Here is a 13256-nt window from a genome sequence, read left to right as displayed (position 1 = left end):
AGGAAAGGAAGCTAAGTTATGCATCTGACGAAATGCATTTTTCAAATTGGAGGTGGGCTCATTGGCAAGAATTAAGCTTGCGGGTGGAAATATTGTCCGGGAAGTCATTAAGAACAAAGTGCTTTTTCTAATGTTGCTGCCTGTAATCCTATACTTCATTATTTTTCACTATGCGGTAATGCCTGGCGCTTACGTCGCATTCGTAGATTACAAGCTCAATAAAGGTATTTTCGGTAGTAATTTCATTGGCCTTAAGAACTTTGAGTTCCTGTTTCAAAACGGTGATCTCTGGAATATTACTAAAAATACACTACTCTACAATGTTGTATTTCTTGCCTTGGGGAATATTATTCAAATCATTTTCGCCATTATGTTATCTGAAATAGCAGGTAAGTGGTTCAAGAAGATAACGCAGTCCGTCATTCTTCTTCCAAACTTTATCTCAATGGTTATCGTCGGTGTATTTGCCTACAACTTGTTCAACTTCAACTCAGGTTTTATTAATACGATGTTTGTAAGCTTGGGGTTAGATCGTTATGAATTTTACTCTGACCCTGGGATTTGGAAGTATATCATTGTTGCCTTTAAGATTTGGGCTGGAACTGGATACGGTATGATTGTCTATTTGGCAACCATTACAGGAATTAATCATGATTTGTATGAGGCGGCCTATATGGATGGGGCTACGACCTGGCAGCGGATTCGCTACATGACTCTTCCAATTCTGAAGCCTACTTTTATTCTATTGCTGTTGTTCGGATTGGGTGGCATTCTTAAAGGCTCCTTCGACCTATTCTACAACCTGATTGGTACTAACTCCGTGCTGTATCCGCAGACGGATATCATTGATACCTATGTCTTCCGTTCATTAGTGGGGCAATTCAACTTCTCCATGGGTGCGGCAGTCGGCTTCTATCAATCCTTATTCGGTCTGATTCTGGTACTGGTGATAAACTTTATTGTTCGTAAGGTCGAACCAGACAGCGCATTATTCTAAATTCAGAAACGAAATAGGGGTGATATCAGTGGAACAATCAAAAATCAAGCAGGATTCTGGCAGTATTCTCATTAAAGCGGTCAGCTATCTCTGCATTACAATCTTTGCACTATTTTGTGTATTTCCTTTTGCATTAATGATCTCTTCCTCGTTCATGAATGAACAGGAAATTGTCCGTGAAGGCTATAAGCTCTGGCCAAAGGAATTCTCAATAAAGGCTTATGAATTGCTGTTAAATAACTCTGGCAAACTAGTAAGTGCTTATCAGGTTACGATTTTTATCACCGTAGTAGGTACGGTACTTGGACTATTCATGATGTCAATGGCTGGGTTCGTACTTAACCGAAAAGATTTCAAATATCGTAATTTCTTCTCCTTTATGATTTACTTTACAACGCTTTTCAGCGGTGGTTTGATTCCAACGTATATCCTGATGGTCAAACATCTTCATATGAAGGACAGCTTATTCGCCATGATCCTTCCGGGTGTAGTGGGCGCTTGGTCCATCTTCCTAATGCGTAACTTTATGAAAGCTATTCCGGATTCTCTATATGAATCCGCTACAATTGACGGCGCCGGTGACTTCCGCATCTATTGGCGGATATTCATTCCACTAGCAGTTCCATCCTTAGCTACGATTGGATTGTTCTCGGCACTGGGCTTTTGGAATGAATGGTATAACGGAATGTTGTATATCGACGATCCGACGAAGTATCCGCTTCAATACTTCTTGCAGCGAATGGTCAATCAGGCGAATCTCGGAGCGCTAGTCAATTCGGGGGCGGTAATCAATACTGCTGATCTTCCGACGCAATCCATTAAAATGGCTACAGCTGTGCTAGCTACTGGACCTATTATTCTTCTATATCCATTTGTGCAGCGTTACTTCGTAACAGGCCTCACAATCGGGGCAGTAAAGGGTTAATGGACGTTTCCTTTTCATAGGGCGTTTATTATAAATCAAGCAATCATTATTAACAGAAAAAAAGGGAGGTTTACCTAATGAAAGGTAAAAAAACGGCGTCTTCTTTACTAGCTGTCCTAATGCTTACGGGGGCACTTACAGCTTGCTCATCATCCAAAGACAATGCTTCTAGCAATGATGCAGCAGCTACTAAATCACCAGAAACATCTGCTAACAATACAGGAGGAGTCGATACTTCCAAAGAAGCTAAGCTGACGTACTACTTGTGGGGCAGTGAAGGTGTTCAAAATAAGGCGATTCTAGCTGAGATTAACAAAAAACTCAAGGCAGATATCAATACAACTTTAGAAATTAAATATATCGACTGGCCAGATATTGCAACGAAATATCCATTGCTATTTGCTTCTGGTGAAACATTTGATTTGTCACATGCTTCTCCTGGAGCACCGGTAAACTACTATACATTAGCAAGTGAAGGTGCATTGGTAGACATTACTGACATGCTCGATAAAGTTGCTCCTAAGCTGAAGGCAGAAATTCCAGCAAGTGTGTGGGAAAATACGAAGGTCAAAGGTAAAATCTATGGTGTTCCGAGTCTTTATAGCGAATATACACCAAGCGGTTATGCTTATCGTGTAGACTTGCTGAAAAAATACGGTATGGAAAAAATTGCATCTATCGACGATATGGTTAAATACATGGACAATGTAGTTGCCAATGAATCATTCCCACCTATTAATGGTAAAGCTGAAGATGCACAAAATATGTTCAGAATGCTCGTAGATACTACTGGTCAGTGGCTTAATGCACCAGGGATCTCAACAAATGAAATCAATTTAGTGACTAAGAGCGCAGAGGACTACAAAACAGTGTTCTCTCCAGCCTACACCCAAGAATTCGAAGATTGGGCTGTGAAGATGCGTGAATGGGCAGACAAGGGATACTGGGGCAAAGATGTACTGTCCTCATCACTTGGAAGCAAGGATAACTTCAGAGCAGCAAACTCCGCGGGTTACTTGACGCATACTCAGGACTGGCTCGGTCAATATGGCGGGGATAAGACGGCACTACCAGGGGTAGAAACTGATTTCTATACTTTTGCAGAAGCTAACAAGAAGATTAAACGTAAAATGGGTGTTGATAACTCTACCGTAATTAGTGTCAACTCTGAGAATCCAGAGCGTTCTTTGATGGTAATCGAGAAGTTCATGACTGACGAAAGCTACTACAACCTCATCCAAAACGGTATTGAAGGTAAGCAATATGTCATGGAAAATGGAGTTAAAAAGCAGCCTGCAGGCTTCAACGAAAAAACAGACGGCGGAGGTTTCGCTGCTTGGTCACTTCGTAATGACAAATTCGTAGTTCCTACGGACACAGAGAACCCAATCCGTAACTCTCTGTTCGCAGAGTGGGATAAAGTGGCTATCAATGATCCATACAACGGCTTTACTTTCGATCCAGCGAATGTAACTACAGAAATTGCTTCCATCTCCAACGTGAATTCCCAGCTTGGTATTCAATTGATGCTTGGTAAAACAAGCAAAGATCCTAAAGCTGCTGTAGCGGATTACCGTGAGCAACTGAAAAAAGCAGGAATTGACAAGGTTATTGCCGAAGTAGAAAAGCAATTGGCTGAGTTTGTTCCGGTGAACTAAAGAACGTTAAAAGGTGTGAGGGAGCTATAGTTTCATATAGCTCCCTTATTCATAAGTGGGGGAGTATAGTGGACGTAAATATCAAGGATATCGCGCGGATTTCCGGTGTGGGCATCTCGACGGTTTCCAGGGTCATCAACAACAAGGGGCTGGTGAGCAAGGCTACACGGGAAAAGGTTCTAAATGTTGTAAAGGAATATAATTACATTCCCAATTCGAATGCAAGAAATTTAAAAACTACGGAGTCTAAGAACATTGCACTTATGGTCAAGGGGATTACGAATCCGTTCTTCTCCAATATGATCAAAGAAATCGAGCGCCAGGCTAATCTGCGAGGTTATCCTTTCCTTATTCATCAGGTAGAGGACGGTACGGATGAAATCAATGCGGCGATTCAGCTGATCAAAGAAAAAAATCTATGCGGGATCATCTTCATGGGGGGAACCTACAATCATTCCGAAGAGAAATTCAAGCAGCTGACGGTTCCGTTTGTACTGACAACGATCACATCTACACAAGAGGTGGACCCTGATATCTTTTCTAGTGTCACCATTAATGAATTGAAAGAAGCATATAAAGCCACCAATTATTTGATCTCACTTGGGCATGAGAATATTGGTTTTCTAGCCAAGTCCCCACTGCTGGATGAAACTACAGGGAACCGGCGATATTTGGGCTACAAAAAAGCACTGGAAGAACATAATCTGCCTTATGATCCACAGCTGGTAGAGGATTGTGAATACAGTCCTAGCTCGGGATTTGATGCAGCACGAAGACTGCTTAAAAGGAATAAGGGAGTAACCGCAATATTTGCGGCTTCTGACACGATTGCTATCGGTGCTGCCAAAGCTGTACTTACCGCGGGGTTGTCTATCCCGGATGATATTTCAATCATTGGCTTTGACGGAATTGAGATGGCTGAATATTTTCATCCTTCACTCGATACGATCAGCCAACCGGGTACAGAAATGGCCTTATCTAGCGTGGGCGTCCTGTTTGATCTTATTTCTGGACGATCAGGCCATCAGCATATTGTCTACGATGCGGTATTGCTCAAACGAGGCTCTTGCAAGATGCTCAAAACACTTAAGGTATAATACTGACTATAAACGCTATCATTGGAGTGGTAACCCAAATGCAAGACACATTAAGAATAGGTACTCTAGTTCGTGGCGGGGAGGCCGTCGCCGTTATTCCGCAAATTGTTCAGCATGGGTTTGAGTCCTTTAACTTGAACTTTTGGCAGACCACCGGTGAAACCAATCTTGTAGAAACAGCTGCACGACTTAGGGAACTGGCTGCTGAACATGATTTTGTCATCTCTTCTGTTGGGATTTATGGCAATCCACTTTCAGGAGATAGAGACAATGCTGACACACTCGCCAGTTGGGAGCGATTGATTGATCATGCCCATTTATTCGGCACAGATATTATCGGTGGATTCACCGGACGTCTTCCAGGTTCTTCGATTGACGAGTCGATTCCGAGATTTGCAGAGGTGTTTAGTGAATTGTCCAAAAGGGCAGCCGATCGTGGCTTAAGAATTGCTTTTGAAAATTGCTCTATGGGTGGAAACTGGCAGGCCGGAGAGTTGAACATAGCTCACAATCCTTCAGCCTGGGAGAAAATGTTCAATGCTGTACCAGCAGACAATCTGGGTCTGGAATGGGAACCGTGCCACCAGCTGATAGGTCTCATTGATCCGATTCCGCAGCTACGCAAATGGGTGAACAAGGTGTTCCATGTGCATGGTAAAGATGCCACTATTGCCTGGGATATCGTCAAGGAATACGGAATTCATGGACCTAAGCCTTATGTGTGGGACCGGACGCCTGGCTTCGGAGATACGAACTGGGTGGATATCATATCGATTCTGCGCCAAGCCGGCTATAAGGGAACTATTGATATTGAAGGCTGGCATGATCCTGTCTACCAGGGTGAACTAGAAATGACTGGACAAGTACATGCACTAAATTATTTGAAGTATTGCCGAGGTGGCAGTTTTGTCCCTAATCCGGTGTAAAGGATATCAGATAGTAACAACCCAAAAATGACCTCAAAACCCACAGTGAAGTGGAGGATGAGGTCATTTTTATATGCATAGCTTAATCCCGAATAAGATATCCTTGCCCAAGCTGGATTTCTTTAAAGCCTGCCATGTGGCGAGCTTGAAAGCGGATCGGCTTAAATCCACCTATAATAATGATGTTTTTGATATCCGCAGCCCCATCTGAAGGCAGTGAAAAGGATTTGATATAGGTGAATTCTTCCGCGAGCGTGGTGTGAATCGCGTTAATATGTGGGTCATTTTCACCTTTTCCCATTAGATTCATTAGTAGATACCCTTCGGCATTCAGTTTTGAATACACGATGCTGAAAAATTCACTGGAGATTAAGTGCCTCGGCGTGCCCGCGGCGGTGAAAGCATCCAAGATGATGTAATCATAGTTCTGTGGTTCTTCACCTTCAAGGATCTGACGTCCGTCCCCGATCACTACGTTATCTTGGTTGTATCCAAAATAGCGGCGGCTTAATTCGACTACTTCACTGTCTAGCTCAGCTACTTTAAATCTTTTGTCTATAAAATGCCCAGCAATCGTTCCAATCCCATGACCTATAAGAAAGGCATCCTCGAAAGAGGGAGCATTGCATTCCATCAAGTGAATGATGGCTCGCGGATATTCAAACACAACTCGTTCTGGGTGATTGAGATCCATCGCACCTTGAATGGCCTGATTGGAAAACTGCATGACGCGGAACGCACCTTGTTCACCGTATAGATCTGTGGTGTCATAGACGGTGATTTCATGATTATCGCTGCTCGTGTGAATCTGTGATTGCAAGTGATCAAACTCCTTATACGATAGAAATTCGTTTATATTCATTGGGTGTAACGCCGACTACACGTTTAAAAAGCTTATTGAAATAGGCAGGATCACCATATCCAACTTCTGCTCCAATCTCGTGAATCTTTAGGTCAGGGGCATTCTTAAGCAGATGCTTGGCTTTACGTAGCCGGATTTCCGTGATGTAGTCCGTTAATGTAAGTCCAGTCTCTTGTTTGAACAGCTTACTTAAATAGCTTGGTGTCAAAAAAACCATATTCGCTAAGGTGTTCAGATCCGCATGTTGATTATAGTTGGCTGATATCCAGCGCTTTATGGTTTCTACAGCTGTACCGGACATCTCTAGGCGATGGGCTCTGATCTCAAATAGAATGCTTGAGAAATGGTTGGTAAAACTACGCTCGATTTCACTGAAGCTCATACTGGACGCGATGCTTTCATCCAGCCCATGATAGGGTGCACCTTTGTAGAGGGCCTCAAATTCTTGCAATTCTTTCTGCGCAGATTCAATAACCCATCGACAGACACGGAGAATTTGATCGGGCACAGCTTGTTGTGATTTCAGCACTGAGAATAAGTTATGCACGCGTTCTAAAGCACCCTCCATATTCAGGATCTGCAGATCATGGATTAATGGTTCCTTGATCGCATTAAAAGGCTCAAGGATATTTATCTCAGACTGCTGAATGTTCTGAATATTTGCATAGTGCAGTCGGTCAGGATTATAGATGCCGACGCTGCAGGCTAACTTAGCATCTAGATATGCTTGTCTAAGCTTGGCGGTATCATTATAGGAACTGCTAGTACCTACATGCAGTATCATACCATTGGCAGAGATACGGATTCTGTCGCCGATTTCATTCCTATCGCTGTCTGAGAGTTGCTTTGTAGAATACAGGATACAGACATGCAGTCCATTTTGAATCTCTAAGCTGTCGATACTAAATGCCATCACTTGCCGCAGACTGTCTACACAAAAACAGACGGGTTCTCTTGATCTTCCTTTGAACACAAAGACTGAGAAATAAGGCTGGGGCAAAGTAAGGCTCGACAAAAGCAAGGGTGAAGGGGGCTCGTCGCCTTGAAGAAGGGTCAGTAAGAGACCAGAACGGTGACGTACCTCCTTGTCACGAGAGAACTGCTGCTCTTCCTCTAATTGATAAAGCAGCTCGAATAATTGCTCCTTATCGATTGGCTTTAATAAATAGTCTACTGCAGAGCTGCGTATGGCTTCTCTGGCATAATTAAATTCAACAAATCCACTCATTAGAATGGAGCGGATTTGTGGGTGACTGGCTTTTAATTGTTTAATTAATTCCAAGCCGTTAATTTGCGGCATACGAATATCAGTAATCACAACATCAAGTTGAAGTGAAGGTAACTCGTCAAGTAGATGTTTCCCATCGGAGTAGGTGCCGATGACCAGAAATTCAGTGTTTTCTTTGCTGATCATTCGGGCCAGACCTTCGCGGATCAGGATTTCATCGTCAACAATTGCAATATGCAGCAATCAGAGCATCTCCTCTCCGTAATTCATATCATCTTCACTATGAGTAGTGAAGGTAATGTCCTCAATGCGCAGCGTAACACGAGTACCCACTCCGAGCTTACTCTCTACAAGGAGCCCGAATGAGCTGCCGTAATGCAGACGGATCCTTTCATTCACATTTCGTAGGCCAATACCAAACATTTCACTTTCAGTCCCATTTTGCAGACTATTATTTAAGGAACGAAGGGTAGCTGCATCCATACCGATGCCATCATCTTCTACACAGAATACGACTTTTCCATGCTCACTCCATGCGGTGATGCTTAAGGTACCGAGACCTATTTTTTGATCTAAGCCATGAAAAACTGCGTTCTCCACAATGGGTTGGAAGACAAGCTTGATTACAGGAAGATGTAGAAATTTCTCTGGCACATCAATGTGTAGATTGAACTTATCTGGAAACCGGATTTGTAGCAGATGATAATAATTTCGTACATGATCCAGCTCTTGTCTGATCGTAACGGCTTCTTCGCTTCGGACAATACTGTAACGCATCTGAAGTCCAAGCAAATAGGTGAGTTTCGCTACACGGGGGTCATCATTGCTCTCTGCCAGCATACGGATAGACTCCAACGTATTATAAATAAAATGGGGATTGATCTGATTCTGAAGTGCCTTCATATCAGCCTTCTGCTTACGCTTCTCAGTGAGGGATACTTCCTGTAGCAGATCCTTGACCCTTATGATCATTCGATTAAAATGACTGCCAAGCATTCCAATCTCATCATTATATTTGGAGTGCTGCCAGACATCTAGATTACCGTGCTGTACCCGTTTCATTAGACGGACTAAAGATTTAAGGGGTTTGGTCAGCGCATGTGAGATGAACGTCGCAACACAAAGTGCAAAAGCAATAATGATCAGTGTAGTTAATATAAGAGCATTGCGATTCTTCTGTACAGGTGACAGGATCCGGGCCAAAGGAATCGTAACCATAGTCGTCCAACCTGTCTGTTTCGAGACAGTGTACACTGCAAGATAAGACTGGCCATTCATTTCTATTTGAAAATGATCCTGTTGCTGATTCACATGCTGCAGCAAAAGCTGCGTGTTCAGACTTTGCCCCTCGCCAGTTTGTATCGAGTCTGAGGCGTCTTCGCCGTCATAGATCAGTTCTCCGGTATTATCTACAATTAGTGTGTTGCCTTGTGTAACTGCGTTTACGGGATCAATGATCCCCTTAAACAAATTGATGTCTACATCAAATACGAGAATTCCTATATTATCTAGCGTGCTTACAGAATTAATGGTGCGAAGTACACTGAAAACCTCTCTATGGACATTGGAGTTTATACGTATTGTATGTCTGCCTTGAATGACAGGAGCGGACCCGGCTTCTTCACTTAAGGTCCTCCATTCGGCTAGTCGTTCTTCAGGATACAGCTCGTGGATCCCGGGGACTCTATCATAAAAAACAGAGCCATACTGATCCACCATGTACACGGCGATGATCTCTTCCTTCGTATGCTTCAAGTAGCTCAGGAACATCGCCATGCCAGTACTTTTATCCCAGTCGGTATTTTGCTGAGTTAGGTAGAACTGTACATCGGTGTTATACAGCGGTAGGGCTGTGTATCTTTTTAGATCGGCAACATAACGGTCAATGGTATCAGAGGCATTCGATGTCATTTGGTTCGCGCCTTCCGTTGCATTCACAAGAACAGAGTTGAACATGGAGCGGGAGGACAAATAACTAACATAAGTGATTGGAAGCGAGATCAGAAAGACAAATACGACGATCAGTTTTCGCTCCATCGGAAGATTGGCAAGGAACAACCACATTTTTCTTAAGGCTAGCCGGATGAATGATACCATTTGCGTTGTCCTTTCTTAAAGTGAACTGCCTTATTTAACTGCGCCGCTGGTTACGCCTTCAAAGATGTAACGTTGTAGGAAGAAATATAGAATTATTGTGGGGAGCAGGATAAGCAGAATGGCCGCACAGATTAAATTCCATTCGCCCGAATTGACCCCTTGAAAACGCATCAGGATCGTCGTAACTACGCCCAGGCTTTGTTTTGGCATATATAGATAAGGGATGTACATGTCATTATAGATACTAATCGTCTTCAAGATAATCAAAGTAGCCGTAGCCGGCGTCAATAATGGAAAAATAATCGAGCGATAGATTTTAAAAAGAGATGCACCTTCTACCATCGCGTTCTCATCTAGATCCACGGGAATGTTACGGATAAATTGCAAATAAAGAATAATTTGAATCACATCTGCTCCGATATATAGCACGATAGGGGCGCCGAGTGTATTATAAAGCCCCATGCTTTTGATGATACCAAAAGTGGCTACTTGCGTCGTGATGCTAGGAATGATAGTGGCTATTAGATAAGCACCAAAGACAACAGGCTTTAATTTAAAAGAGAAGCGTCCCAGTACAAATGCTACCATAGTTCCAAATAGAATGTTCAGAATTAAAGTAATAGCTATAATAATTAATACGTTACCAAATCCGTTAAGTAAACCTCCACGTTGGAACACCGCAATGAAATTATCGAAATTAAAAAAGCTTTTTGGCAGTGCCATGGAGCTACTACTGTTAAATTCATCAGTCGATTTGAAGGCATTTACGATAACTACATAAGGAGGGAAAAGCACGACAAATACGCCGATGATTAGCGAGAAGTATTTAATAACATCTGTAAAGCGGAATTTGGAGTTTGTCATGTCTATTTGTCTCCTCCCCGGCTAAGAACTAGTTGCTGTACTAATAGTACGATGACGACAAAGAAGAGCAAGATAATACTCATGGCAGAAGCGAGACCATAGTTGTTGTAAGCAAATGCAGTGTCTACAACTTTCTGTACGTAAGTTTCGCTGGCGCCTGCAGGACCACCCTTGGTCAATACGAATGGGAGATCAAAGACTTCCAGTGCTCCTGTGACGGTAAGAAATAAGTTAAGCTGAATGACTGGCTTCATATTCGGTAAAGTAATTCTCCAAAGGGTTTGGAAAGGTCCAGCACCATCAATCTTTGAAGCCTCATAGATATCGTTTGGTATGGCCTGCAAGGAGGCGATGTAGATGACCATGTTATAACCCATGAAACGCCAAAATCCTGTGGATGCCAGAGAATAGTTGACCAGTCCTTCTGTTCCAAGCCAGCTGGTCTGTCCTAGTCCGGTTAGACCGATGCTATTCAGGAACATATTCAGAGATCCGTTAGTAGTGTCAAAGACATAACCAAACATAAAAGCAACGGCAACTCCGTTCATGATGTAAGGAAGGAAAAGTAAGATTCGGAATGCGTTTTTCCCTTTGAGCTTACTATTCAGAACAACCGCAAAATAAATGGCGACTATGTTCTGAACAATTCCCATAGCGAAGTAAGCAAAGTTATGTGTAAATACTTTGAAAATATCAGGATTAGAGAAGACCTCGCGGTAATTAGCAAGTCCGACCCATGGTTTCTCAGGGCTATAGCCATCCCAATTGGTGAAACTGTAATAGATCAGCTTAAGCGCTGGATAATACGTGAATGTCGCAAGGAGCAACAATGGGATCGTAAGGAATGATACAATGATTATCATTTTTTGTTTGTTATAGGAAAGTGTTCCGAACATCGCTAGCCCTTCTTTCATAAAAGCTTGGTATGGAAAGGCAAAATGGACTATCCGTAAGGGCGATAATCCATTTTGCACCGTGTTGTACTTCTGGTCAAAAGTTTGTATTAATAGCCGAGATCTTTCTTAGCTTTAGCCCAGGCTTTATTCCATTTGTCTAATACAGTTTGCGGATCTTTGGCAAGCACAAATTCCTGTACAACAGCAGGGAGATCTAATTGTGCCTTGTTGCCGATTTCTGTAACCTTCGCATCGTCAACAGTTCCTTCTACTAACTCTACTCCGGTAGCTTGGAATTCTTTTAGCTGAGCCAGATTAGATTCTTTTCCTTTTAGTGGGGAGATAAAGCCCGCGAAGTCCTCATAGCCGGAATCCTCAATCATCCATTTTACGAAATCTTTGGCAGCTTCTAAATTTTTGCTGTTTTTAGCAACAGCATAGAAGAAGTCAGGGCTAAGAGTAGCGGATGGTTTACCTGAATTGTCATAAGGGAACGGGAAGAAGCCAACATCGTCTGAAGGAGCTCCTACTCCAATAACTTGGTTAATGACCCAGTTGCCGAGATAGTACATGGCGAACTTACCAGAAGCGATGTCTTTTTTCGATTGCTCCCAGTTGGTGGAGTTGATGTCTTTTTCCAGATACCCTTTTTCGTTGAGCTCCTTGAGCAGGCTAAAGGCTTTACCATAGCCGTTGTCCATGGTAAATGGTGTTTCAGAGTTCAGCTTCTCATTAGGGAAGTCGGGGGTGCCTGCAATTAGGCGCGGAGTATCATAAGCCCATGTACCCAGTGGCCATTTATCTTTGAAGTTAGAGGACAGTGGAATGACACCTTTTGCTTTCAGCTTTTCGCAGGCAGCCAGGAATTCATCCCAAGTCTTAGGGGTTTCTGTGATGCCAGCATCCGTAAATGCTTTTTTGTTATAAACAATCCCGGATGTAGAGTTCCCTGTGGTAATTCCGTACAGCTTGCCATCAAAGGATTTGAAGTCTTTAAAGGTGATTTGATCGTTCAGGCCGAGATCATCCAGTGAAGCGAAGTATTTTGGTAAGTCGGAGTTAGGAATGGTAGGAATGAACATAACGTCAGGAAGCTCGCCGCTGGCCATTCTGACTTTAGCCTGTTGATTATAGTCGGTCTGGGAAGCCTCGAATTCGACTTTAACGTTCGGGTATTTTTCATTAAAGCGCTTTAAATATTCATCGTATTCTTTGCCAATCATGTCTGTTCTGTTAGTCAGGAAGGTGATTTTGCCGCTAATGTCAGCTCCTGCTGCAGGTTCGGCTGTTGCGTTGCTTGTCGTGTCACCGCCGGTAGTCTCTGTGTTAGTCGCTGCGGGCTTATCGGTTGCAGAAGCCCCGTTATTGGTGCTGTTGCCATTGTTCGAGCCGCAGCCAGCAAGCGTTGATGATAAAATCATAACCATAACAAAAGATAACGAAAATAACTTATTTCTCATAACTTAATCCCCTTTTCATTATTTTGTTAGCGTTTACATGAACATTATAGCTTTAAATAAAGCGTTTAGAAATGTATTGTATTATTATTTATTGTCTTTATTTGTTTTGTTTGAACGATTATAATTAGTGTATACCTAACGAATGGATAACAAAATACCAAGAATAACAAGTGGATTCAATGAAATGCTAGAAGAGGTATGTTATTTTGAAAGATGAATAGGCTTACAAAACTTAAGCGAACGCTT

At 42.6% G+C, this 13256-nt stretch carries 11 protein-coding genes; 5 read left to right on the top strand and 6 right to left on the bottom strand.

What is annotated here, in order from left to right:
- Positions 1-61 precede the first annotated feature (61 nt).
- The 5 genes from NSQ29_RS23260 (at position 62) to NSQ29_RS23240 (ending at position 5603) form a co-directional block, all read left to right on the top strand.
- Positions 62-997: an ABC transporter permease gene (locus NSQ29_RS23260; RefSeq protein ID WP_339268868.1), complete on the top strand. Its 936-nt coding sequence runs from the start codon at positions 62-64 to the stop codon at positions 995-997.
- Between the two features lie 28 nt (positions 998-1025).
- A complete protein-coding gene (locus tag NSQ29_RS23255) occupies positions 1026-1922 on the top strand; it encodes a carbohydrate ABC transporter permease (RefSeq protein WP_197069743.1) in 897 nt (298 codons plus the stop codon).
- A 77-nt stretch (positions 1923-1999) separates the two neighbouring features.
- Positions 2000-3580: a DUF3502 domain-containing protein gene (locus NSQ29_RS23250; protein ID WP_339268871.1), complete on the top strand. Its 1581-nt coding sequence runs from the start codon at positions 2000-2002 to the stop codon at positions 3578-3580.
- A gap of 68 nt (positions 3581-3648) precedes the next feature.
- Positions 3649-4677 (top strand): LacI family DNA-binding transcriptional regulator, encoded by a 1029-nt coding sequence (locus NSQ29_RS23245; RefSeq protein ID WP_197069744.1) that lies wholly within the window; start codon positions 3649-3651, stop codon positions 4675-4677.
- 38 nt (positions 4678-4715) lie between these two features.
- Positions 4716-5603: a sugar phosphate isomerase/epimerase family protein gene (locus NSQ29_RS23240; protein ID WP_341126190.1), complete on the top strand. Its 888-nt coding sequence runs from the start codon at positions 4716-4718 to the stop codon at positions 5601-5603.
- Positions 5604-5685: 82 nt separating this feature from the next.
- On the opposite strand, the gene NSQ29_RS23235 is transcribed toward NSQ29_RS23240, so the two are convergent.
- From NSQ29_RS23235 to NSQ29_RS23210, 6 genes are all read right to left on the bottom strand, one after another.
- A complete protein-coding gene (locus NSQ29_RS23235) occupies positions 5686-6465 on the bottom strand; it encodes a spermidine synthase (protein ID WP_445164903.1) in 780 nt (259 codons plus the stop codon).
- Positions 6437-7936: a response regulator transcription factor gene (locus tag NSQ29_RS23230; protein ID WP_339800609.1), complete on the bottom strand. Its 1500-nt coding sequence runs from the start codon at positions 7934-7936 to the stop codon at positions 6437-6439. Before NSQ29_RS23230 ends, NSQ29_RS23235 begins: the two co-directional genes overlap by 29 nt.
- The gene (locus tag NSQ29_RS23225) at positions 7937-9790 is read right to left on the bottom strand and encodes a sensor histidine kinase (protein WP_341126189.1); all 1854 of its coding nucleotides are present in this window, start codon (positions 9788-9790) and stop codon (positions 7937-7939) included.
- A 30-nt stretch (positions 9791-9820) separates the two neighbouring features.
- Positions 9821-10654 carry a carbohydrate ABC transporter permease gene (locus NSQ29_RS23220; protein ID WP_042185023.1) on the bottom strand — a complete coding sequence of 278 codons (834 nt, stop codon included), beginning with the start codon at positions 10652-10654 and terminating at the stop codon, positions 9821-9823.
- A gap of 2 nt (positions 10655-10656) precedes the next feature.
- Entirely contained in the window at positions 10657-11550 is an 894-nt protein-coding gene (locus NSQ29_RS23215; RefSeq protein WP_042185025.1) for a carbohydrate ABC transporter permease, read from the bottom strand.
- Positions 11551-11657: 107 nt separating this feature from the next.
- Entirely contained in the window at positions 11658-13010 is a 1353-nt protein-coding gene (locus NSQ29_RS23210; RefSeq protein WP_341126188.1) for an ABC transporter substrate-binding protein, read from the bottom strand.
- Between the last annotated feature and the right edge of the window lie 246 nt (positions 13011-13256).

It is taken from the genome of Paenibacillus sp. FSL F4-0236, assembly GCF_038000135.1.
GTDB lineage: Bacteria > Bacillota > Bacilli > Paenibacillales > Paenibacillaceae > Paenibacillus_AQ.
The sequence above is the reverse complement of the archived record's forward strand: the minus strand, read 5'-3'. Positions and strand labels throughout refer to the sequence as shown.